At 59.6% G+C, this 22,957-nt stretch carries 17 protein-coding genes; 12 read left to right on the top strand and 5 right to left on the bottom strand.

Annotated features, from left to right (window positions below):
• Nucleotides 1–149 precede the first annotated feature (149 nt).
• The 4 genes from prpC (at nucleotide 150) to prpD (ending at nucleotide 6,888) form a co-directional block, all read left to right on the top strand.
• Nucleotides 150–1,277 (top strand): 2-methylcitrate synthase, encoded by a 1,128-nt coding sequence (prpC, locus tag KGA83_RS24335; RefSeq protein WP_108218922.1) that lies wholly within the window; start codon nucleotides 150–152, stop codon nucleotides 1,275–1,277.
• Between the two features lie 203 nt (nucleotides 1,278–1,480).
• Nucleotides 1,481–4,075: a Fe/S-dependent 2-methylisocitrate dehydratase AcnD gene (acnD, locus tag KGA83_RS24330; protein WP_223531088.1), complete on the top strand. Its 2,595-nt coding sequence runs from the start codon at nucleotides 1,481–1,483 to the stop codon at nucleotides 4,073–4,075.
• Between the two features lie 62 nt (nucleotides 4,076–4,137).
• Nucleotides 4,138–5,328, top strand: coding sequence for a 2-methylaconitate cis-trans isomerase PrpF (prpF, locus tag KGA83_RS24325; protein WP_108218920.1), 1,191 nt, complete (start codon nucleotides 4,138–4,140; stop codon nucleotides 5,326–5,328).
• A 75-nt stretch (nucleotides 5,329–5,403) separates the two neighbouring features.
• Nucleotides 5,404–6,888 (top strand): 2-methylcitrate dehydratase, encoded by a 1,485-nt coding sequence (prpD, locus tag KGA83_RS24320; RefSeq protein WP_223531087.1) that lies wholly within the window; start codon nucleotides 5,404–5,406, stop codon nucleotides 6,886–6,888.
• 109 nt (nucleotides 6,889–6,997) lie between these two features.
• On the opposite strand, the gene KGA83_RS24315 is transcribed toward prpD, so the two are convergent.
• Entirely contained in the window at nucleotides 6,998–7,816 is an 819-nt protein-coding gene (locus KGA83_RS24315) for a pyruvate, water dikinase regulatory protein (protein WP_108218918.1), read from the bottom strand.
• 173 nt (nucleotides 7,817–7,989) lie between these two features.
• Between KGA83_RS24315 and ppsA the strand changes: the two genes are divergently transcribed.
• The 8 genes from ppsA to KGA83_RS24275 all read left to right on the top strand — a co-directional run bounded on the left by ppsA (nucleotide 7,990) and on the right by KGA83_RS24275 (nucleotide 16,159).
• Nucleotides 7,990–10,365: a phosphoenolpyruvate synthase gene (gene ppsA / locus KGA83_RS24310; protein WP_108218917.1), complete on the top strand. Its 2,376-nt coding sequence runs from the start codon at nucleotides 7,990–7,992 to the stop codon at nucleotides 10,363–10,365.
• Between the two features lie 180 nt (nucleotides 10,366–10,545).
• The gene (locus KGA83_RS24305) at nucleotides 10,546–11,535 is read left to right on the top strand and encodes an alpha/beta fold hydrolase (protein ID WP_108218915.1); all 990 of its coding nucleotides are present in this window, start codon (nucleotides 10,546–10,548) and stop codon (nucleotides 11,533–11,535) included.
• A 140-nt stretch (nucleotides 11,536–11,675) separates the two neighbouring features.
• Nucleotides 11,676–12,164: a ribonuclease E activity regulator RraA gene (rraA, locus tag KGA83_RS24300; RefSeq protein ID WP_177318800.1), complete on the top strand. Its 489-nt coding sequence runs from the start codon at nucleotides 11,676–11,678 to the stop codon at nucleotides 12,162–12,164.
• 26 nt (nucleotides 12,165–12,190) lie between these two features.
• The gene (locus tag KGA83_RS24295; protein ID WP_108218914.1) at nucleotides 12,191–13,186 is read left to right on the top strand and encodes a zinc transporter ZntB; all 996 of its coding nucleotides are present in this window, start codon (nucleotides 12,191–12,193) and stop codon (nucleotides 13,184–13,186) included.
• A 62-nt stretch (nucleotides 13,187–13,248) separates the two neighbouring features.
• The gene (locus tag KGA83_RS24290) at nucleotides 13,249–13,497 is read left to right on the top strand and encodes a CrfX protein (RefSeq protein WP_223531086.1); all 249 of its coding nucleotides are present in this window, start codon (nucleotides 13,249–13,251) and stop codon (nucleotides 13,495–13,497) included.
• 2 nt (nucleotides 13,498–13,499) lie between these two features.
• Nucleotides 13,500–14,324 (top strand): mechanosensitive ion channel family protein, encoded by an 825-nt coding sequence (locus KGA83_RS24285; protein WP_223531085.1) that lies wholly within the window; start codon nucleotides 13,500–13,502, stop codon nucleotides 14,322–14,324.
• Between the two features lie 90 nt (nucleotides 14,325–14,414).
• Nucleotides 14,415–15,005 (top strand): RNA polymerase sigma factor SigX, encoded by a 591-nt coding sequence (sigX, locus tag KGA83_RS24280; protein WP_081501652.1) that lies wholly within the window; start codon nucleotides 14,415–14,417, stop codon nucleotides 15,003–15,005.
• Nucleotides 15,006–15,112: 107 nt separating this feature from the next.
• Nucleotides 15,113–16,159, top strand: coding sequence for an OmpA family protein (locus tag KGA83_RS24275; RefSeq protein ID WP_108218913.1), 1,047 nt, complete (start codon nucleotides 15,113–15,115; stop codon nucleotides 16,157–16,159).
• 173 nt (nucleotides 16,160–16,332) lie between these two features.
• Here the strand turns inward: KGA83_RS24275 and cobA are convergent, their stop codons facing one another.
• The 4 genes from cobA to nirB are packed head-to-tail and all read right to left on the bottom strand — an operon-like array spanning nucleotide 16,333 to nucleotide 22,583.
• Complete coding sequence (cobA, locus tag KGA83_RS24270) at nucleotides 16,333–17,088, bottom strand: uroporphyrinogen-III C-methyltransferase (RefSeq protein ID WP_108218912.1); 756 nt, start codon at nucleotides 17,086–17,088, stop codon at nucleotides 16,333–16,335.
• A 10-nt stretch (nucleotides 17,089–17,098) separates the two neighbouring features.
• On the bottom strand, nucleotides 17,099–19,816 hold the full coding sequence (locus KGA83_RS24265; protein WP_108218911.1) for a nitrate reductase: 2,718 nt from the start codon (nucleotides 19,814–19,816) through the stop codon (nucleotides 17,099–17,101).
• Nucleotides 19,816–20,133, bottom strand: a complete 318-nt coding sequence (gene nirD, locus KGA83_RS24260) for a nitrite reductase small subunit NirD (protein WP_108218910.1) — start codon at nucleotides 20,131–20,133, stop codon at nucleotides 19,816–19,818. The genes KGA83_RS24265 and nirD overlap by 1 nt, the downstream gene beginning before the upstream one ends.
• Nucleotides 20,130–22,583, bottom strand: coding sequence for a nitrite reductase large subunit NirB (nirB, locus tag KGA83_RS24255; RefSeq protein ID WP_108219053.1), 2,454 nt, complete (start codon nucleotides 22,581–22,583; stop codon nucleotides 20,130–20,132). The genes nirD and nirB overlap by 4 nt, the downstream gene beginning before the upstream one ends.
• Nucleotides 22,584–22,957 lie beyond the last annotated feature (374 nt).

Genomic DNA, 22,957 nt, shown 5'->3' with positions numbered 1-22,957 from the left:
TCGAACCTTTTATATGTAGGAGCGAGCCTGCTCGCGATGGACGTCAACGATTACGTGGTGTCCCTGATGCACCGAGGTGTTACATCCACCTTCGCGAGCAGGCTCGCTCCTACAGGTTTCTCTGACAAAAAGAATATTGGAGACAAAAAATGGCCGAAGCAAAAGTACTCAGTGGCGCCGGGCTCCGTGGCCAGGTAGCCGGGCAAACCGCACTGTCCACCGTGGGCCAGTCGGGTGCCGGTCTGACTTATCGTGGTTATGACGTTCGTGAACTGGCGGCTGACGCACAGTTCGAAGAAGTCGCCTACCTGCTGCTGTATGGCGAGCTGCCGAGCAAAGCACAACTGAACGCCTACATCGACAAGCTGAGCAAGCTGCGTGACCTGCCGCAAGCCTTGAAGGAAGTGCTGGAACGCATCCCCGCCGACGCCCACCCGATGGACGTTATGCGCAGCGGTTGCTCGTTCCTCGGCAACCTGGAACCGGAGAACGACTTCTCTGAGCAGCACGACAAGACCGACCGCCTGCTGGCCGCGTTCCCGGCGATCATGACTTACTGGTATCACTTCAGCCACGAAGGCAAGCGCATCGATTGCGTGAGCGACGAGCAGTCCATCGGCGGCCACTTCCTGCACCTGCTGCACGGCAAGAAGCCGAGCGAACTGCACGTCAAGGTGATGAACGTTTCGCTGATTCTCTACGCGGAGCACGAGTTCAACGCCTCGACCTTCACCGCACGTGTTTGCGCGTCGACCCTGTCCGACCTGTATTCGTGCATCACCGCGGCCATCGGCTCGCTGCGCGGCCCGCTGCACGGTGGCGCCAACGAAGCGGCGATGGAAATGATCGAGCGTTTCTCGTCGCCGGAAGACGCGATCAAAGGCACCCTCGGCATGCTCGAGCGCAAGGACAAGATCATGGGCTTCGGCCACGCGATCTATAAGGACAACGATCCGCGTAACGAGGTAATCAAGGGCTGGTCGAAAAAGCTCGCTGACGAAGTGGGTGACAAGGTGTTGTTCCCGGTGTCCGAAGCCATCGACAAGACCATGTGGGAGCAGAAGAAACTGTTCCCGAACGCCGATTTCTACCATGCCTCGGCGTACCACTTCATGGGCATTCCGACCAAATTGTTCACGCCGATTTTCGTCTGCTCGCGCCTGACCGGCTGGGCCGCCCACGTGTACGAACAGCGTGCCAACAACCGCATCATCCGTCCAAGCGCCGAGTACGTAGGCGTTGAACAGCGCAAGTTCGTACCCATCGAACAACGCTGAATGGTGGAGGTCGGCACCGGGATCTGAGTTCAAAGCAGATCCCTGTAGGAGCGAGCCTGCTCGCGATGACGGACTGACATTCAACATCAATGTCACCAGTTACATCGCTATCGCGAGCAGGCTCGCTCCTACAGTGGATTGCATTGGCTTCGAAGCCGGTGCCAGGCCCCACCTTTTGAAACTACCGTGACCGAGTCCTGACGATGAACACACAATTCCGTAAACCGCTGCCTGGCAGCCACCTGGATTACTTCGATGTCCGCGCAGCGGTCGAGGCGATCCAGCCTGGCGCCTACGACACCCTGCCGTACACCTCCCGCGTGCTGGCGGAAAACCTTGTGCGTCGCTGCGACCCGGCCACGCTCACCGAATCCCTGAAGCAATTCATCGAACGCAGGCGCGACCTCGACTTCCCGTGGTTCCCGGCCCGCGTGGTGTGCCACGACATTCTCGGGCAGACCGCGCTGGTCGACCTCGCCGGCCTGCGTGACGCCATTGCACTGCAGGGCGGTGACCCGGCACAAGTCAACCCGGTGGTGCCGACGCAACTGATCGTCGACCACTCCCTGGCCGTCGAGCGCGGCGGTTTCGATCCAGAGGCGTTCGAGAAGAACCGCGCCATCGAAGACCGTCGCAACGAAGACCGTTTCCACTTCATCAACTGGACCAAGAAGGCGTTCAAGAACGTCGACGTGATCCCGCCGGGCAACGGCATCATGCACCAGATCAACCTGGAGAAAATGTCTCCGGTGATCCAGGTGCGAGACGGCGTGGCCTTCCCTGATACCTGCGTCGGCACCGACAGCCACACCCCGCACGTCGATGCGTTGGGCGTGATCGCCATCGGTGTTGGTGGTCTCGAAGCCGAAAGCGTGATGCTCGGCCGCGCATCGTGGATGCGTCTGCCGGAAAGCGTTGGCGTCGAATTGACTGGCAAGTTGCAACCGGGCATCACCGCCACCGACATGGTGCTGGCGCTGACCGAGTTCCTGCGCAAGCAAAAAGTGGTCGGTGCATGGCTGGAGTTCTTCGGTGAGGGCGCATCAAAGCTGACCCTCGGCGACCGCGCGACCATCTCCAACATGGCCCCGGAATACGGCGCCACCGCGGCGATGTTCTACATCGACCAACAGACCATCGACTACCTCAAACTCACCGGCCGTGAAGACGAGCAGGTGCAGTTGGTCGAGAACTACGCCAGGCAGACCGGCCTGTGGGCTGACAGCCTCAAAGGTGCGCAATACGAGCGCGGCCTGACCTTCGACCTGTCTTCGGTGGTGCGCAACATGGCTGGCCCGAGCAACCCGCACGCTCGTGTCGCGGTTTCGGATCTGGCAGCCAAAGGCATCTCCGGCAAATGGGACGATGTGCCGGGTCAAATGCCGGATGGCGCGGTGATCATCGCCGCCATCACCAGCTGCACCAACACCAGCAACCCGCGCAACGTGATTGCCGCCGGCCTGCTGGCGCGCAACGCCAACAAGCTCGGCCTGACTCGCAAGCCGTGGGTCAAGTCGTCCCTGGCACCGGGTTCGAAAACCGTCGCGCTGTACCTCGACGAAGCCGGCCTGACCGATGAGCTGGACAAACTCGGCTTCGGCGTCGTGGCTTTCGCCTGCACCACCTGCAACGGCATGTCCGGCGCACTGGACCCGGTGATCCAGCAAGAGATCATCGACCGCGACCTGTACGCCACGGCCGTGTTGTCCGGTAACCGCAACTTCGACGGGCGGATCCACCCGTACGCCAAGCAGGCGTTCCTCGCGTCGCCGCCATTGGTGGTTGCTTACGCCATCGCTGGCACCATCCGTTTCGACATCGAAAAAGATGTTCTGGGCGTGGTGGATGGCAAGGAAATCCGCCTGAAAGACATCTGGCCGAGCGACGAAGAAATCGACTCGGTGGTGAAAGCCTCGGTGAAACCTGAGCAGTTCCGCCAGGTGTACATCCCGATGTTCGCCATCCACGAAGACACGGGCCCGAAAGTCGCGCCGCTGTACGACTGGCGCGAAATGAGCACCTACATCCGCCGTCCGCCGTACTGGGAAGGCGCGCTGGCCGGCGCTCGTCCGCTCAAGGGCATGCGCCCTCTGGCGGTACTGCCGGACAACATCACCACCGATCACCTGTCGCCATCCAACGCCATCATGCTCGACAGCGCCGCCGGCGAATACCTGGCGAAAATGGGCCTGCCGGAAGAGGACTTCAACTCTTACGCGACTCACCGTGGTGACCACCTGACCGCGCAACGCGCCACCTTCGCCAACCCGAAACTGTTCAACGAAATGGTTCAGGAAAACGGCAAGGTCAAGCAGGGTTCGCTGGCCCGTGTCGAGCCGGAAGGCAAAGTGATGCGCATGTGGGAAGCCATCGAGACCTACATGGATCGCAAGCAGCCGCTGATCATCATCGCCGGCGCCGACTACGGCCAGGGTTCGTCCCGCGACTGGGCGGCCAAGGGCGTGCGCCTGGCGGGTGTGGAAGCGATTGCCGCCGAAGGTTTCGAGCGCATTCACCGCACCAACCTGGTGGGCATGGGCGTGTTGCCGCTGGAGTTCAAACCGGGCACCAACCGTCACAGCCTGGCCATCGACGGCAGTGAAACCTACGACGTGATTGGCGACCGCACTCCGCGTGCAGACCTGACGCTGGTGATCCATCGCAAGAACGGCGAACGCGTCGATGTGCCGGTGACCTGCCGCCTCGACACCGCCGAAGAAGTGTCGATCTACGAAGCCGGTGGCGTGTTGCAACGCTTTGCCCAGGACTTCCTCGAAGAGTCGGCGGTCGCCGTTTAATACAGGCTGTACGGACACGGGACCTTGGGTCCCGTGTCTCATCTCAAGGAGTAACGAGCACCATGGCTCACGCAGCTCAAATCAAGATACCCGCGACATACATGCGCGGCGGCACCAGCAAAGGCGTGTTTTTCAGCCTCAAGGATTTGCCTGAAGCGGCACAGGTCCCAGGCCCGGCCCGCGACGCTTTGCTGCTGCGCGTAATCGGCAGCCCCGACCCGTACGACAAACAAATCGACGGCATGGGCGGCGCGACCTCCAGCACCAGCAAAACCGTGATTCTGTCGAAAAGCATCAAGGCCGATCACGACGTCGATTACCTGTTCGGACAGGTGTCGATCGACAAGCCGTTCGTCGACTGGAGCGGCAACTGCGGCAACCTGTCGGCGGCAGTCGGTTCGTTCGCCGTCAGCAACGGTCTGGTGGACGCCAGCCGCATCCCGCACAACGGCGTGGCAGTGGTTCGCGTGTGGCAGGCCAACATCGGCAAGACCATCATCGCCCACGTGCCGATCACCAACGGAGAAGTGCAGGAAACCGGCGATTTCGAACTCGACGGCGTGACCTTCCCTGCGGCCGAAGTGCAGATCGAGTTCCTCGACCCAGCGGCGGATGAAGAGGGCGGCGGCGGTTCGATGTTCCCTACCGGCAACCTCGTGGATGACCTGGAAGTACCCGGCGTCGGTACCTTCAAGGCGACCATGATCAACGCCGGCATCCCGACGATTTTCGTCAATGCCGAAGACATCGGCTACAAGGGCACCGAGTTGCAGGGCGCGATCAATGGCGACCCGAAAGCCTTGCTGATGTTCGAAACCATCCGTGCCTACGGCGCGCTGCGCATGGGGCTGATTTCGAACATCGACGAAGCGGCCAAGCGGCAGCACACGCCGAAGGTGGCCTTCGTGGCCAAGCCTGCGGATTACGTGGCCTCAAGCGGCAAGGCGATTGCGGCAGGCGATGTCGATCTGCTGGTGCGTGCACTGTCCATGGGTAAATTGCACCACGCGATGATGGGCACGGCGGCGGTGGCGATCGGCACGGCGGCAGCGATTTCCGGCACTTTGGTCAACCTCGCGGCGGGCGGTATCGAACGCAATGCGGTGCGCTTCGGCCACCCGTCCGGCACCCTGCGTGTCGGCGCCGAGGCCAGTCAGGTCAATGGCGAATGGACCGTGAACAAGGCGATCATGAGCCGCAGTGCGCGAGTGTTGATGGAAGGTTATGTTCGTGTGCCGGGTGACTCGTTCTAATACGGCACCGAACCATGTAGGAGCTGCCCTGAACCGAGGTCTCATCAACGACCCATTTCACAGAGTGAATCGAACATGAGTGCCAACGTCGACCTGAACAACCGCCCCGACTACGACAAGGTCCTGCAGGACATTGCCGATTACGTTCTCAACTTCAAGATCGAGTCCGAAGAGGCGCTGGATACCGCGCGCAACTGTCTGATCGATACCTTGGGTTGTGGCTTGCTGGCCCTGCGTTTTCCGGAGTGCACCAAGCATCTGGGGCCTGCGGTCGAAGGCACCGTCGTACCGTTTGGCGCCCGTGTGCCGGGCACCAGTTACCGGCTCGATCCGGTGAAGGCAGCGTGGGACATCGGCTGCATCGTGCGCTGGCTCGACTACAACGACACCTGGCTTGCGGCCGAGTGGGGGCATCCGTCGGATAACCTCGGCGGCATTCTCGCGGTGTCCGACCACCTGTCGCAAAAGCGCCTGGCCAATGGCGAGGCGCCGCTGACCGTTCGCACGGTGCTTGAATCGATGATCATGGCCCACGAGATTCAAGGCGTGATCGCCCTTGAGAATTCGTTCAACCGCGTCGGCCTCGATCACGTGATTCTGGTGAAAGTCGCCTCGACTGCGGTTACGGCCAAGCTGATGGGCGCCAATCGCGAGCAGTTGTTGTCGGCGTTGTCCCACGCCTTTGCCGACGGTCAGGCCTTGCGCACGTACCGGCATGCGCCGAATGCCGGCTCGCGCAAGTCCTGGGCGGCGGGCGATGCGTCCAGTCGTGGCGTGCGCCTGGCGGACATCGCGATGCGTGGCGAGATGGGCATCCCCGGCATATTGAGTGCCAAACAGTGGGGTTTTTACGACGTACTGTTCAGCCACACCAATAGCGATCTGGCACTCAAGCCTGAAGACAAGCGCGGGTTCAGTTTCTCGCGGCCGTACGGCAGTTATGTGATGGAAAACGTGCTGTTCAAGATCAGTTTTCCGGCCGAGTTCCATGCGCAAACGGCCTGCGAAGCGGCGGTGACCTTGCATCCGCAAGTGCGTAATCGCCTGCACGAAATCGCCAGGATCGTCATCACCACCCATGAATCGGCGATTCGCATCATTTCCAAAGTCGGTCCATTGGCAAATGCCGCCGACCGCGATCACTGCATCCAGTACATGACCGCTGTGCCGCTGGCCTTCGGCAATCTGGTGGCGGAGCACTACGAGGACGATTTCCACAAGGCGCATCCGATCATCGATGTGCTGCGCGACAAGATGGTGATCGTCGAGGAACCACGTTACACCCGTGAATATCTGGAGGCCGACAAGCGCTCCATTGCCAATGCGGTGCAGGTGTTTTTCAAGGATGGCTCCAGTACGGATAACGTCGTGGTGGAGTACCCGATCGGGCATCGTCGACGCCGGGTTGAAGGTATCCCGTTGCTGGAGGAGAAATTCAGGGCGAACTTGCTGACACGATTCACCGGTCAGCGCAGCGAAGAGATTTTTGCGCTGTGCAAGGATCGGGCGCGGCTAGAGGCTACGCCGGTGAACCGGTTTGTGGATCTATTCGTGATTTAGAGAGAGCCCTGTAGGAGCTGCCGCAGGTTGCGATCTTTTGACTTTGAATTCAAAAAACAAGATTAAAAGATCGCAGCCTGCGGCAGCTCCTACAGGGGGGGGGCGAGAGTTACTTGAACCGCCGCTCCACACCTTTCTCCACAAGGATTTTCGCGGAGATTTCTTCCACGGAAAAATGCGTGGAGTTGATGTGTGGGATGTTTGCGCGGCGGAACAGGTTCTCGACCTCGCGCACTTCGAACTCGCACTGGGCGTAGCTCGAATAGCGGCTGTTGGGTTTGCGCTCGTTGCGGATCGCGGTGAGGCGGTCCGGGTCGATGGTCAGGCCGAACAGCTTGTGCTGGTGGGCGCGCAGGGCGTTTGGCAGTTGCAGGCGTTCCATGTCGTCTTCGGTCAGCGGGTAGTTGGCTGCGCGGATACCGAATTGCATCGCCATGTACAGACACGTCGGCGTCTTACCACATCGCGACACGCCCACTAGTATCAGATCGGCCTTGTCGTAATAGTGCGTGCGGGCGCCATCGTCGTTGTCGAGGGCGAAGTTCACCGCTTCGATACGCTCCATGTAATTGGTGTTGGAGCCGATGGAGTGGGATTTGCCCACGGTGTAGGAAGAATGCTCGGTCAGTTCCTGTTCAAGTGGTGCCAGGAACGTCGAGAATATGTCGATCATGAAACCATTCGAGGTTGCGAGAATCTCACGAATGTCCTGATTGACGATGGTGTCGAAGATAATCGGACGGAAGCCGTCTGTTTCGGCGGCTTTGTTGATTTGTTGTACCATGGCCCGCGCTTTGTCCACGTTGTCGATATACGGCCGCGTGACTTTGCTGAAGGCAATGTTTTCGAACTGCGCCAGAAGGCTTTGACCCAGGGTTTCGGCGGTAATGCCGGTACCATCGGAGATAAAGAAAGCAGATCGTTTCATTTGCACCTTGGGCCTTAAGCTAGTGACGAATCTTGGATATGATAGGCGCGATTTGCCGGCCGCCATTGGCCCGCATTCTCACTTATTTTCCAGGTCCAGGCCATATGGCCGGCAAACGCTCCCCCGAGCAGCCGGTTTTGAGCTTTTCCAACACAGTTAGTGGAGAGATCACCTTGGTAGAGTACGTAGTTTCCCTCGATAAGCTCGGCGTCCATGATGTAGAGCATGTGGGGGGCAAGAACGCATCCCTCGGCGAGATGATCAGCAATCTGGCAGGCGCTGGTGTATCGGTGCCCGGTGGCTTCGCCACGACCGCTCAGGCTTATCGTGATTTCCTGGAGTTGAGCGGCCTGAACCAGCAGATTCATGACGCCCTCGATGCCCTGGACGTCGATGACGTGAATGCCCTGGCCAAGACCGGTGCCCAGATCCGCCAGTGGATCATGGAAGCCGAGTTTCCTGAAAAGCTGAATGCCGAAATCCGCACTGCGTTCGCCACGCTGTCCGCCGGCAACCCTGACATGGCCGTGGCCGTGCGTTCTTCCGCCACCGCCGAAGACCTGCCGGACGCTTCCTTCGCCGGCCAGCAGGAAACCTTCCTGAACATCCGTGGTGTCGAAAACGTCATTCGCGCCGCCAAAGAGGTGTTCGCCTCGCTGTTCAACGACCGCGCCATTTCCTATCGCGTGCACCAGGGCTTCGACCACAAGCTGGTTGCCCTGTCCGCTGGCGTGCAGCGCATGGTCCGTTCCGAAACCGGCACCGCCGGCGTGATGTTCACCCTCGATACCGAATCGGGCTTCCGTGACGTGGTATTCATCACCGGCGCCTACGGCCTGGGTGAAACCGTCGTACAGGGCGCGGTGAACCCGGATGAGTTCTACGTCCACAAGGGTACGCTGGCTGCCGGTCGTCCGGCCATCCTGCGCCGCAACCTGGGCAGCAAGGCCATCAAGATGATCTACGGCGACGAAGCCAAGGCCGGTCGTTCGGTCAAGACCGTCGACGTGGACAAGGCCGATCGCGCACGTTTCTGCCTGACCGACGCCGAAGTCAGCGAGCTGGCCAAGCAGGCGATGATCATCGAGAAGCACTACAAGTGCCCGATGGACATCGAGTGGGCCAAGGACGGTGACGACGGCAAGCTGTACATCGTGCAGGCCCGTCCGGAGACCGTGAAGAGCCGCACCCAGGCCAACGTCATGGAACGTTACCTGTTGAAAGAAACCGGCACTGTGCTGGTGGAAGGCCGCGCCATCGGCCAGCGCATCGGCGCCGGCAAGGTCCGCATCATCAAGGACGTGTCCGAGATGGACAAGGTCCAGCCAGGCGATGTACTGGTTTCCGACATGACCGACCCGGACTGGGAACCGGTCATGAAGCGCGCCAGCGCGATCGTCACCAACCGTGGTGGCCGTACTTGCCACGCGGCGATCATTGCCCGTGAGCTGGGTATCCCGGCAGTAGTAGGTTGCGGCAACGCCACCCAGCTGTTGAAAGACGGCCAGGGCGTGACCGTTTCCTGTGCTGAAGGCGACACCGGTTTCATCTTCGAAGGCGAACTGGGCTTCGACATCAAGAAGAACTCCGTGGACGCCATGCCTGAGCTGCCGTTCAAGATCATGATGAACGTCGGCAACCCGGACCGCGCCTTCGACTTCGCGCAACTGCCGAACGCCGGTGTGGGCCTGGCCCGTCTGGAGTTCATCATCAACCGCATGATCGGCGTGCACCCCAAGGCACTGCTGAACTACGACGGCCTGCCGCAGGACATCAAGGAAAGCGTCGACAAGCGCATCGCCGGTTACGACGATCCGGTCGGCTTCTACGTCGAGAAGCTGGTTGAAGGCATCAGCACCCTGGCCGCTGCGTTCTGGCCGAAAAAGGTCATCGTGCGCCTGTCGGACTTCAAGTCCAACGAATACGCCAACCTGATCGGCGGCAAGCTGTACGAGCCGGAAGAAGAGAACCCGATGCTGGGCTTCCGCGGTGCGTCGCGCTACATCAGCGAATCGTTCCGTGACTGCTTCGAACTCGAGTGCCGCGCTCTGAAGCGTGTGCGCAACGAGATGGGCCTGACCAACGTCGAAATCATGGTGCCGTTCGTCCGTACCCTGGGCGAAGCGAGCCAGGTGGTCGATCTGCTGGCAGAAAACGGTCTGGCTCGTGGCCAGAACGGCCTGCGCGTGATCATGATGTGCGAACTGCCGTCCAACGCGATCCTGGCGGAAGAATTCCTCGAGTTCTTCGACGGTTTCTCCATCGGCTCCAACGACCTGACCCAGCTGACCCTGGGCCTGGACCGTGACTCCGGCATCATCGCCCACCTGTTCGACGAGCGTAATCCGGCAGTCAAGAAGCTGTTGGCCAATGCCATTGCCGCGTGCAACAAGGCCGGCAAATACATCGGCATCTGCGGTCAGGGCCCTTCGGACCACCCGGACCTGGCCAAGTGGCTGATGGAGCAGGGCATTGAAAGTGTTTCGTTGAACCCGGACTCCGTACTGGAAACCTGGTTCTTCCTGGCGGAAGGTCAAGCTTCGGCTTGATCCGCTCTCTGTGGGAGCGAGCCTGCTCGCGATGGTCGTAAACGATAACGCGTGTTTTCTGGATAAACGCGTTGTTCTGGAGTCCATCGCGAGCAGGCTCGCTCCCACACGGGGCGGTGCCTTTAAGATTCAAGCAGGGCGGGCTCCATCTGGATGCCGCCCTTTTTTGTGCAAGAGATTATGCAAAGCAGCAGCAACCTATTTCCTGTCGCTCTGATCAGCGCCGAACGGCGCGGTGATCTGAGCGAAGATGTCTATCGTTTGAAACCCGGTAACAGCCCCGACTTCACCGTCGAACTGGCTGTGACGCGTCTTGGCATGGCCGATGAGTCGTCCTCCCGTGGCGTGCCGGTAATCCTGCTGCACGGCAGCTTTTCCAATCGCCGGTTCTGGTTTTCCCCCAAAGGCATCGGGCTTGGCGCTTACCTGGCTCGCCTGGGGTTCGACGTCTGGATTCCGGAAATGCGCGGTCACGGCTTGTCCCAGCGTAACCACGATTACCGCAAGAATCGTGTTGCCGACTACGCACGCTATGACCTGCCGGCCATCGGTGCATTTGTCCGTGAACAGAGCGGGCAGGTGCCGCACTGGATCGGTCACTCACTGGGCGGTACTACACTGGCCGCAGCGCTGGGCGGCGAGTACATCGGTGAGCCGGTGGTGGCTTCCGCGGCGTTTTTCGGCACCCAGGTGAGTCGCACTTACTGGCCATTGAAGATTCCACCGGTGGAGTGGAGCGGTCGCTTCATTCTCAAGCGTTTTGCTCAATTGTCCGGTTCACGCCTCAAGCGCGGCCCGGAGGACGAGCCCATCGGCCTGGCCCTGGAAAGCATGCGCTGGTTTGGCTTGTTCGGGCGCTTCGGCGATGCCGACAAGGACTGGTGGGCAGGCCTGGCCGAGGTCAAGTTGCCCGTACTGGCGGTCAGTGCCGCGGGTGATCATCAGGACCCGGCCTGGGCGTGTCGCAAGTTGTTCGATCAGGTCGGTTCGCAGCACAAGCAATTCATCAATCTGGGGCGTGAGCAGGGCTTCGGCGACAATTTCGGTCACGTGGAAATGCTCGTCAGCAAGGCAGCCCAGGCTGAAGTCTGGCCATTGGTGACTCGTTGGCTGGCTGATCAGCAGACACCTTTGCCGGGAGCACAACAGGATTTGGCCGCGGCAATCTGAGCCTGACGCTCTAACAAGGGCATTTCGCTCTGATCGGCTTGCGGCTAAGATATGACGCATTGAGCTGTTCCGGTCACTTTGCGTGACTGAGTCATCACCGATGTTCGTGCTGTCTTCCTCTTTTCAGGAGTTTCTCGATGATCCATTACCTCACGCCTGACCTGTGCGACGCCTATCCGGAACTGGTGCAGGTGCTGGAACCGATGTTCAGCAATTTCGGCGGACGTGATTCGTTCGGCGGCGAAATCGTGACCATCAAGTGCTTCGAAGACAACTCGCGGGTCAAGGAGCAAGTCGAGCTCAAGGGGGATGGCAAAGTGCTGGTGGTAGACGGTGGCGGTTCCCTGCGTCATGCGTTGCTGGGTGACATGCTGGCCGAGAAAGCCGCGAAAAACGGTTGGGAAGGGCTGGTGATCTACGGTTGCATCCGTGACGTCGATATCATCGCACAGACCGATCTGGGCGTTCAGGCCCTCGCCAGCCACCCGAGGAAATCCGACAGGCGCGGGCTCGGCGATCTCAACGTTGCCGTGACCTTCGCCGGCGTGACCTTCCACCCGGGTCATTACATCTATGCGGACAACAACGGTGTGATCATCTCGCCAAGCCCGCTGAAAATGCCTGAATAAAGCGCTGGTCGACCAAAGGAGTGCGGATGTTCGAGGAAGAAAACGCGCAATGGGGGCTGGTGCATGCCCTGGTGCTGGACGGTAGAGGCGGCGCGCGTTCGATTGCCCGGACTGAACTCGATGACTTGCAGCTGCAGGCCCATGAAAGCCTGTGGCTGCACTGGGATCGCAGTCATCCGCAAACCCGGACCTGGTTGCGCAAATCCAGCGGTCTGAGCGAATTCAGCTGTGACCTGTTGCTCGAAGAAAACACTCGTCCGCGACTTGTACAGCTTTCAGACAGCGAACTGCTGCTATTTTTGCGCGGGGTCAATCTGAACCCCGGTGCCGAGCCCGAAGACATGGTGTCGGTACGGATCTTCGGCTCTGCCCAGCGTGTCATTTCCCTGCGTTTGCGTCCGTTGCGTGCCACTGACGAGTTGCTGGTGCAACTGTCCGAAGGCAAGGGGCCGAAAACTGCCTCCGAACTCATCCTTTGCATGGCGCAGTACCTCACCAACAAGGTGCAGGATCTGGTCAGCTGTCTCTCGGAAGTGGTCGATGAGGAAGAAGAAAAACTGGATGCCGACGAACGGTATACTCCTGAGCACGGATCGGTTTTGCAGATTCGTCGAAGGGCGGCTGCGTTGAAGCGCTTTCTTGCTCCGCAGCGGGATATTTTCGGGCAGTTGACGCGGATCAAATTGCCCTGGTTCGTCGAGGACGATGGTGATTACTGGAACGAATTGAACAATAGCCTGACCCGCTACCTCGAAGAGCTGGAATTGACCCGGGAGCGGGTGGGGCTGGTCCTGGAAGCGGAAGATCGCCGGTTGAGCGTGCGCATGAACCGCACGATGTATCGCTTTGGCATCATCACCGGGATCTTTTTGCCCATGAGTTTTCTGACCGGGCTTTTGGGGATCAACGTCGGTGGAATCCCGTTCTCCGCCAGCCCTTATGGCTTTCTGATCGCCTGCCTGATGATGGTCTCGGTGGCGCTGGGGCAGTGGTGGTTATTCCGACGTTTGCGCTGGGTCTGAGGGAAACCATGTGACCCGAGCAAAACTGACCGCGTCTCCCACAGACATCACGAGAGGTGCGTATGCACGATCCGTTTGAACAGTCTTTACGCGACATGCTCAAGGCCTCACCGTCCACCCGGGACGACGATGCGTGCCTGGGGCGTGTGCTGAAAACCGCCAACCGCCAGGTTGGCGCCGGTGATCTGTTCAGCCTGCTGGGGCGCTGGTTGCCCGCACTGATGATCGCCCTGAATAACGGAGCGGCCCATGTCGCGCCGGTATCCCGTCTTCGTAAACCTGCTGCCCGCACTGCTGATAAGGCTGATTGAATATGGAACTTGATCTCTGGACTCAGAGCCTCGTCACTGCAATGACTGCGTTGTGGACCAAGGTTGCGAACTTCATTCCGAACCTGTTCGGCGCACTGGTTGTGCTGCTGTTGGGTTTTGTCGTGGCCAAACTGCTGGACACCCTGCTCTCCAAGTTGCTTGCCAAGCTGGGCCTTGACCGCTTGATGGGCGGCACAGGCCTGACCAAGCTGCTGTCCCGCACTGGATTGCAAGTTCCTATCTCGACCCTGATCGGCAAGATCGTCTATTGGTTCATTCTGCTTATTTTTCTGGTTTCTGCCGCAGAATCTCTTGGACTTGAGCGGGTTTCAGCTACGCTGGATATGCTCGCGTTGTATCTGCCGAAGGTTTTCGGCGCGGCGCTGGTGTTACTGGTAGGTGTTTTGCTGGCGCAACTGGCCAACGGGCTGGTGCGTGGAGCGGCAGAAGGCGTGGGCCTGGACTATGCTTCAGGGCTTGGTCGAATTGCCCAGGGCCTGGTGATCATCATCAGTATTTCGGTTGCGATCAGCCAGCTGGAGGTCAAGACTGACCTGCTGAACCATGTGATCGTGATCGTGTTGATAACCGTTGGTCTGGCGGTAGCGCTGGCCATGGGGTTGGGAAGCCGGGAAATTGCCGGCCAGATTCTTGCGGGAATCTACGTGCGTGAGCTGTACCAGGTTGGGCAACAAGTGCGTGTTGGCGAGGTCGAAGGCCAGATCGAGGAGATCGGCACGGTTAAAACCACATTGCTGACCGATGAGGGTGAGCTAGTCTCTCTTTCCAATCGGATTCTCCTTGAGCAGCATGTGAGTAGCCGCTAACCCGGCAAACTCTGCTAATGTATGCCGCCGCAAAATGCCTGCTGATGCTGGCTGCGGCGGACATTGACCTGACTGTCGGCCCGACTTGTTTTGAATAAAACCCAATCGTTATCCATGCGCTACGACCCCCGCGAGCTCTCTGATGAGGAGTTGGTCGCGCGCTCGCATACCGAACTGTTTCACGTAACACGCGCCTATGAAGAACTGATGCGGCGTTACCAACGAACATTATTTAACGTATGCGCACGATATCTCGGGAACGATCGCGACGCAGACGATGTCTGTCAGGAGGTCATGTTGAAGGTGCTGTATGGCCTGAAGAACTTCGAAGGTAAATCGAAGTTCAAGACATGGCTATATAGCATCACGTACAACGAGTGCATCACACAATATCGAAAGGAACGGCGAAAGCGTCGCTTGATGGACGCATTGAGTCTTGATCCCCTCGAGGAAGCGTCCGAAGAAAAGGCGCCGAAACCTGAGGAAAAGGGCGGACTTGATCGCTGGTTGGTGTATGTGAACCCGATTGACCGCGAAATTCTGGTGCTACGTTTTGTCGCAGAGCTGGAGTTTCAGGAGATCGCAGACATCATGCACATGGGTTTGAGTGCAACAAAAATGCGGTACAAGCGCGCTCTAGATAAATTGCGTGAGAAATTTGCAGGCATTGCTGAAACTTAGTTCAGCGCAAATATCTCTTACGCGTAGGCAAGTTCTGTTAGACTTGCCGCCGAGTTGTCCCCCGGTTTGCGGGACTGCTTCACAATCACCAGATGGGGATTTAACGGATGAAACTGAAAAACACCTTGGGCTTGGCCATTGGTACTCTTATTGCCGCTACTTCGTTCGGCGCACTGGCACAAGGCCAAGGCGCAGTTGAAGGCGAGCTCAACTACGGGAAGAAGTACAACGACAGCGTTAACAACGTTGAAGACGGCTACACTCCTGGCGCCTCCATCGGTTACTTCTTGACCGACGACGTATCGTTGAACTTCACCTACAACAACGATGACTACACCCGTTCGAACAACAACACCGGCAACCAGAAAATCGAAGGCGACCAGTTCGGTCTGAACGCCCAGTACCACTTCAACAACGCTGGCGACGCTCTGCGTCCTTACGTTCAAGGTGGTGTCAAGCACGGCAGCCTGACCAACGTAGCCGCTGACGGCCACACCGGTCGTGACCAGTCGACTTTCCTGACCGCTGGCGCTGGCGTTAAGTACTACTTCGTTGAAAACGTTTACGCTCGTGCTGGCGTAGAAGCTGACTACAAGCTGGACAACGGCCGTTGGGACTACATCCCGTCCGTAGGTCTGGGTGTTAACTTCGGCGGCGGCAACAAGCCTGCTGCTGCTCCGGTTCCAGCTCCAGAAGTCTGCTCCGACAGCGACAACGATGGCGTTTGCGACAACGTTGACAAGTGCCCGGACACCCCAGCCAACGTTACTGTTGACGCTGATGGCTGCCCAGCTGTTGCTGAAGTCGTTCGTGTAGAGCTGGACGTGAAGTTCGACTTCAACAAGTCGGCAGTCAAGCCAAACAGCTACGGCGACATCAAGAACCTGGCTGACTTCATGAAGCAGTACCCGTCCACCACCACTACTGTTGAAGGTCACACCGATAACGTCGGTCCTGACGCTTACAACCAGAAACTGTCCGAGCGTCGTGCAAGCGCCGTTAAGCAAGTTCTGACCAACCAGTACGGTGTTGAGTCGTCCCGCATTCAGTCCGTTGGCTACGGCGAATCCCGCCCGGTTGCTGACAACGCCACTGAAGCTGGCCGCGCTGTAAACCGTCGCGTAGAAGCGAAGGTTGAAGCTCAAGCTAAGTAATTAGCTCGCAGCTCTGAGAAAAGCCCGGCTTAGGCCGGGCTTTTCTTTGTCTGCGATTTGGGTTTCAGCGAGGGTTTGGCGCTGCTCCGAAAAGATCGCAGCCTGCGGCAGCTCCTACAGTGGTTCGACGTTCATCCCTGTAGTAGCTGCCGCAGGCCGCGATCTTTTAATCCCTACAAGGATGAACACCCAGCCAATGCAGTCTGCGATCTTTTGATCTCATCACAGGTCGCTACAGCACCGATCACGAGGATTGCCGGGCTTTTGAGCTGGAAGTCGCAGGCATCTTCTTCCATGGTTGTCAGGTCGCTCCGACATTCCCGTTGGTGCGGCAGGGAAGCATTTTCGATCATTGCCACAGGCGTAGCGGGAGCCATTCCGCCGGCCAGCAGTTGCTCGCGAATTTCACTAAGCTTCGCCACCCCCATGTAGATCACCAGCGTGGTGCCCCCTTGAGCCAGGGCCTGCCAGTTCAGGCTGCTGTCATCCTGAGTGTGCGCCGTGACCAGTGTCACGCCACGTGCAACGCCCCTTAGCGTCAGCGGAATATCGCATTGGGTCGCGCCGGCAAGGCCCGCCGTGATGCCGTTGACCAACTCGACTTCGACCCCGCGCTCACGCAACCACTGCGCTTCTTCACCACCCCGGCCGAAAATGCACGGATCGCCGCCCTTTAGCCGCGCCACGCATTTACCCTGCCGGGCATAACGATGCATCAGGCGATGGATAAATGCTTGCGGAGTGGAGCGGCAGCCGCCGCGCTTGCCCACCGGGATGATCCGCGCCCGAGGGCAGTGCTCGAGTACCGCGACATTGACCAGGTCATCGATCAGCACCACATCAGCCTCGCGCAAGGCACGTACCGCTTTCAATGTGAGCAACTCCGGATCCCCCGGGCCTGCACCCACCAGCCAGACTTTTGCACTCATAGTGTTTTCCTCACGAGATGACGGTGACTGGCCGCGCCTTGGCAGCCAGCAGGCGTTTGATTTCCGGAACACAGGACCCGCATTGCGTGCCGCAACCCAGTTCTTGCTTGAGTTCCTGCAAGTCCAGGCCACGGTCGATGCCGGCGCAGATCGCGTTCTGGCCGACGTTCTTGCAATTGCACAGGATCTTGTTCGCGTTGACGGGCGCGTCGAGATTGCCCGGTGGTGCGCTCAGCGGCGCCAACAACCAGCGCCGCAGTTGCTCGTCTGCGCGACCTTCGAGCCACAGCCCCTGCAACCAGTGCTGGGCGAGGGTTTCACCGGCCAATCGAATGGCGGTGATCCGACCATTTTCGATTCGCACCCGCTTGCCAATGGCCCGTCGAGGGTCGTCGTAAGCCAGCACCGGGCCGTCATTGAGTGCCAGGCTTTGATCGATTTCGCTGAGCAACTCTGCCGAAGGCGCTGAAGTATTGGCAGTCCGTACAAGCAGAGCAGGGCGTTCACGACCAACAAGGCTGAAGCTGACGTAGGAAAACGCCTCACAGAGCGGTCGTAGCGCCTCAAAATGCCGTTGAACATCACCCTCGATCAGTGCGAACAGTTTCCAGGGCAAGTCCACCGGCTCCAGGCGTACGCCGCTGTGCTTGAGTTCGGGCTGTTTCGACAAAGGATCGAACGCGGACAAGGTCAGGCTGTTCACCCCGCCCTTGAGAAAACGGTCGCCCCAGTGCATGGGCAAAAAGGCCTGGCCAGGACGCACGCTGTCATCGCTGGCGACTGCGACGATGACTGCGCCGCGCCGGCTTTTCAGGCTGACCAGATCCCCAGGCTGCAAGCGATGGCGGCGCAATTCGTCAGGGTGCAGGCTTACCTGCGCTTCGCCGACATGGCCGAACAACTGCGCGGCGGTGCCGGTGCGGCTCATGCCATGCCATTGATCGCGCAAGCGGCCGGTGATCAGGGTCAGGGGGAAGCGTGCATCGCGTTGCTCTTTGGCGGCGCGGTACGGATCGGCCACGAACTGTGCGCGTCCATTGGCAGTGGCAAATATCCCGTCGACGTAGAGCCGTGCCGTGCCTTCGACGGCACCCGCAGGGAAGGGCCACTGCTGCGGACCGAGACGATCGATCAGTGCATGGCTGATACCGGACAGATCCAGATCGCGACCGTGAGTCAGGTGTTTGTATTCATCAAAGACCTGAGCGGGGTTATCAAATGCAAACAGGCCGTTTTGGCCGGGGCGCAGGTATTTCTCCAGGCGTTGTGCGAAATCTACCGTAATTGCCCAGTCCGGCCGTGCCTCACCCGGTGCGACGATTGCCTGGCGTACGTGGGAAATGCGCCGTTCGGAATTGGTCACGCTGCCTTCCTTTTCTCCCCAACTGGCCGCGGGCAGCAGGAGGTCGGCAAACTTCGCGGTTTCAGTGGTGCGAAAGGCTTCCTGTAACACCACGAACGGGCAGGCTTGCAAGGCGGCGCGCACGGCCGTCTGGTCCGGCATGGATTGCGCGGGGTTGGTGCAAGCGATCCACAACGCCTTGATCTTGCCGCTGCGCACTTGCTCGAACAGCTCGATCGCCGAGAGCCCGGGATTTTCCGGCAGTTGCTCGACGCCCCAATAGGACGCCACTTGCTCACGGTGTTGCGCATTGGCGGCATCACGATGGCCGGGCAGCAGGTTGGACAAACTGCCGGTTTCCCGCCCGCCCATGGCATTTGGCTGACCGGTGAGGGAGAAAGGTCCGGCACCGGGGCGACCGATCTGCCCGGTGGCAAGGTGCAGATTGATCAGTGCACTGTTTTTCGCGCTGCCGGCAGTGGACTGGTTCAACCCCATGCACCACAGCGACAGAAAGCTTGGGGATGTGCCGATCCACTCGGCACATTGCTGCAATTGCTCGATGCTGATTCCGCAGAGCTGCGAAACCATTTGCGGGGTGTAGTCACGTACCAGGCTTTTCAGCTCAGCCAGACCTTCGGTGTGGTCTTTGATGAAGTCACGATCGATCCAGTCTTCCCACAGCAGCAAATGCAAAATCCCATGGAATAAGGCGACATCGGTGCCCGGCAAGATCGGCAGGTGCAGGTCAGCCAGATCGCAGGTGTCTGTACGACGTGGGTCAATGACGATGACCTTCATCTGCGGCCGGCGGGATTTTGCTTCTTCCAGCCGACGAAACAGTACCGGATGGGCGTAGGCCATGTTGCTGCCGGCGATCATTACGCAATCGCTCAGCTCCAGGTCTTCGTAGCTGCAAGGTGGCGCGTCGGCACCCAGGCTGCGCTTGTAGCCGACTACCGCCGAGGACATGCACAGCCGCGAATTGCTGTCGATGTTGTTGGTACCCACCAGGGCACGTGCCAGCTTGTTGAAGGCGTAGTAGTCCTCGGTCAACAGTTGCCCTGAAATGTAAAACGCCACGCTGTCTGGGCCATGTTCGGCAATGGTCGCGGCAAATACGCTGGCGGCGTGATCGAGGGCGGTATCCCAGTCGGTGCGGTGGCGGGCCAGGCCTTTACCGAGGCGCAGTTCGGGGAACAGCGCCCGCGCGGTCTCGTCGCCGGTCAGGTGCAGGGTCGAGCCCTTGCTGCACAGTTTGCCGAAATTGGCCGGGTGCGCCGGATCGCCGCTGACGCCGAGGATGCGTGAACCGTCGTGCTCGATCAGCACCCCGCAGCCGACCCCACAGTAACAGCAGGTGGACGCAGTGATCTGGCGGTCCATCAGCCTGCATCCCGCAGGGCTAGCATCACCCGGCCATTTTCCACCCGAGCCGGATGGTGATGGGCACAGCCGATGTCCGGGGCCAGGGCTTCGCCGCTTTCCAGGTCGATTTGCCAGTTGTGCAACGGGCAGGCCACCCGCTTGCCGTAGATCAGACCTTGGGACAGCGGCCCACCCTTGTGTGGGCAACGGTCGTCGAGGGCGAACACTTCGTCGTCGCTGGTACGAAAAATCGCGATGTCGCCCTTGGGGCCGGCGACGATCCGCGAGCCCAGGGCATTGATCTCTTCCAGTGCGCAGATATCCAGCCAGTTCATGCCAGCACCTCCAGGTTTTTCACGGGGATGACGTCGAATTCTTTCTTCAGTTGTGGCTGTTCCAGGCGCTCTTTCCACGGGTCCTGCTCGAACGACAGGGAGAATTGCAGGCGATCGTTGAGCGCCTTGCGCCGCTCCGGGTCCTCGAGCACGGCTTTCTTGATGTGGTCCATGCCGACCCGTTGCAGGTAGTGCACGGTGCGTTCGAGGTAAAAGGCTTCTTCGCGATAGAGCTGCAGGAATGCACCGTTGTATTCGCGGACTTCTTCGGCGGTTTTCAGTTTGACGAAGAATTCCGCGACTTCGGTCTTGATCCCGCCGTTGCCACCGATGTACATCTCCCAGCCGGAGTCCACGCCGATGATTCCCACATCCTTGATGCCGGCTTCCGAGCAGTTGCGCGGGCAACCGGAGACAGCCAGTTTCACCTTGTGCGGTGACCACATGTTGAACAGGTCATGTTCCAGTTCGATACCCAGCTGTGTTGAGTTTTGGGTGCCAAAGCGGCAGAACTCGCTGCCGACGCAGGTTTTCACCGTGCGGATGGATTTTCCGTAGGCGTGGCCGGACGGCATGTCCAGGTCTTTCCATACTCCCGGCAGGTCTTGCTTGCGGATGCCTAGCAAGTCGATGCGCTGACCACCGGTGACTTTGACCATCGGCACGTTGTACTTGTCGGCAACATCGGCAATGCGCCGCAGTTCCGAAGGATTGGTCACACCGCCCCACATCCGCGGGACTACAGAGTAAGTGCCGTCTTTCTGAATGTTGGCGTGAGCCCTTTCGTTGATCAGGCGCGATTGCGGGTCGTCCCTGGCTTCCCCCGGCCAGGTGGAAATCAGATAGTAGTTGAGCGCCGGCCGGCAGGTGGCGCAGCCATTGGGGGTGCGCCAGTTCAGGTAGCTCATGGTGCCGGCGATGGTCAGCAAGTGCTGCTCGCGGATGGCCTGACGGATTTGCCCGTGGTTGAGGTCGCTGCAGCCGCAGATTGCCTTTTCGCTTTTCGGTTTGACGTCGGCGGCGCCACCCACGGTGTTGATCAGGATCTGTTCGACGAGGCCGGCGCAGGAGCCGCAGGAGCTGGCGGCCTTGGTGTGTTTCTTCACTTCGTCGACGCTGAACAGCCCGTGTTCCTGAATAGCCTTGACGATGGTGCCTTTGCACACACCGTTGCAGCCGCAGACTTCAGCCGTGTCGGCCATGCTCATGGCTTTGTCCTGGCCCTGATGTCCTACGTCGCCAAGCGCATTTTCACCGAACATCAAGTGATCGCGGATCTCGTCGATGACGTGATTTTCACGGATCTGCCGGAAATACCAGCCGCCGTCTGCCGTATCGCCATACAGGCAGGCGCCGACCAGCACGTCATCCTTGATCACCAGTTTTTTGTAGACCCCGCCAATCGGGTCCGAGAGGGTGATGGTCTCGGTGCCTTCACCGCCCATGAAGTCGCCGGCGGAGAACAGGTCGATACCGGTGACCTTCAATTTGGTCGAGGTCACCGACCCCTTGTAGGTGGCAAAACCCAGTTGGGCGAGGTGGTTGGCGCAGACTTTGGCCTGTTCGAACAGCGGCGCCACCAAACCATAGGCGATGCCGCGGTGGCTGGCGCATTCGCCGATGGCGTAGACCCGGGGGTCGTAGGTTTGCATCGTGTCGTTGACCAGAATCCCGCGGCTGCAAGGGATGCCGGATTTTTCCGCGAGTTCGGTGTTGGGGCGAATGCCGGCGGCCATCACCACCAGGTCGGCGGGGATGATGTCGCCGTTCTTGAACTGCACCGAGCCGACCCGGCCGTTGCCGGCGTCGTGCAGGGCCTGGGTCTGTTCGCACAGGCGAAAGTGCAGGCCACGAGCTTCCAGGGCGGTTTGCAGGAGTTGGCCGCTGGTTTTGTCCAGTTGCCGTTCCAGCAGCCATTCGCCGATGTGCACCACGGTGACGTGCATGCCGCGCAGCATCAGGCCGTTGGCGGCTTCAAGGCCCAGCAGGCCGCCGCCGATGACCACGGCGTGCTTGTGGGTCTTGGCGGTGTCGATCATCGCCTGGGTGTCGGCAATGTCGCGGTAGCCGATCACGCCCTGCAAGGTATTGCCGGGGATTGGCAGGATGAACGGGGTCGAGCCGGTGGCAATCAGCAGGCGATCGTATTCGGCTTCGGTGCCGTCTTCGGCGATGACCCGGCGTTTGACCCGATCGATCTCCACCACTTTGCGGTTGAGCAGCAGCTTGATGTTGTTTTCCAGATACCAGTCCAGATCGTTGAGCACGATCTCTTCGAACGTCTGTTCGCCGGCGAGTACGGGCGACAGCAGGATGCGGTTGTAGTTGGTATGGGGTTCGGCGCCGAAGACCGTGATGTCGTACAGTTCATTACTCAGCTTGAGCAGTTCTTCCAGGGTGCGAACCCCGGCCATGCCGTTGCCGATCATCACCAGTTTTAGTTTTTTCATCAGGTTCTCCGGGGAGCTCGGGCCTGCCTCATCAGGGCATTCAGGCCTTGCTCGACAAAATTTTGCGCAAACAAAAAAAGGCGTCCCGCTAGTTAACTAGCGAGGACGCCTTTGTCCTGGTCCCGTTCTCTCGGGAAGTGCAGTCTTCGTCGTTGAAGCCCGCGCTTTATGTCTGTTGAATGAGGTAATGCAGTGGTTGTGCCAACTCTCGCAAGGGCCTGATTTATGGGCTTTCGTCATGGGAGGAGGTTGTTTTCGTGCACCGGTTCAAGGCGCGATGCCCGGTTTTGAAGCAGAAAGATCAAAAGATCGCAGCCTGCGGTGAACTCCTACAGGGGATCGTGGGCACCCGTAGGAGCTGCCGCAGGCTGCGA

It is taken from the genome of Pseudomonas sp. GL-R-19 (genome assembly GCF_019956375.1).
Lineage (GTDB): Bacteria > Pseudomonadota > Gammaproteobacteria > Pseudomonadales > Pseudomonadaceae > Aquipseudomonas.
The sequence above is the reverse complement of the archived record's forward strand: the minus strand, read 5'-3'. Positions and strand labels throughout refer to the sequence as shown.

Excerpts from the sequence above, each read along its gene's own strand:
- acnD (WP_223531088.1), top strand. The coding sequence starts at position 1,481 with ATGAACACACAATTCCGTAAACCGCTGCCTGGCAGCCACCTGGATTAC.
- prpD (WP_223531087.1), top strand. The coding sequence starts at position 5,404 with ATGAGTGCCAACGTCGACCTGAACAACCGCCCCGACTACGACAAGGTC.
- KGA83_RS24275 (WP_108218913.1), top strand. The coding sequence starts at position 15,113 with ATGAAACTGAAAAACACCTTGGGCTTGGCCATTGGTACTCTTATTGCC.
- prpC (WP_108218922.1), top strand. The coding sequence starts at position 150 with ATGGCCGAAGCAAAAGTACTCAGTGGCGCCGGGCTCCGTGGCCAGGTA.
- nirB (WP_108219053.1), bottom strand. The coding sequence starts at position 22,583 with ATGAAAAAACTAAAACTGGTGATGATCGGCAACGGCATGGCCGGGGTT.
- cobA (WP_108218912.1), bottom strand. The coding sequence starts at position 17,088 with ATGAGTGCAAAAGTCTGGCTGGTGGGTGCAGGCCCGGGGGATCCGGAG.
- KGA83_RS24285 (WP_223531085.1), top strand. The coding sequence starts at position 13,500 with ATGGAACTTGATCTCTGGACTCAGAGCCTCGTCACTGCAATGACTGCG.
- KGA83_RS24295 (WP_108218914.1), top strand. The coding sequence starts at position 12,191 with ATGTTCGAGGAAGAAAACGCGCAATGGGGGCTGGTGCATGCCCTGGTG.
- KGA83_RS24315 (WP_108218918.1), bottom strand. The coding sequence starts at position 7,816 with ATGAAACGATCTGCTTTCTTTATCTCCGATGGTACCGGCATTACCGCC.
- prpF (WP_108218920.1), top strand. The coding sequence starts at position 4,138 with ATGGCTCACGCAGCTCAAATCAAGATACCCGCGACATACATGCGCGGC.
- KGA83_RS24265 (WP_108218911.1), bottom strand. The coding sequence starts at position 19,816 with ATGGACCGCCAGATCACTGCGTCCACCTGCTGTTACTGTGGGGTCGGC.
- KGA83_RS24305 (WP_108218915.1), top strand. The coding sequence starts at position 10,546 with ATGCAAAGCAGCAGCAACCTATTTCCTGTCGCTCTGATCAGCGCCGAA.
- KGA83_RS24290 (WP_223531086.1), top strand. The coding sequence starts at position 13,249 with ATGCACGATCCGTTTGAACAGTCTTTACGCGACATGCTCAAGGCCTCA.
- nirD (WP_108218910.1), bottom strand. The coding sequence starts at position 20,133 with ATGAACTGGCTGGATATCTGCGCACTGGAAGAGATCAATGCCCTGGGC.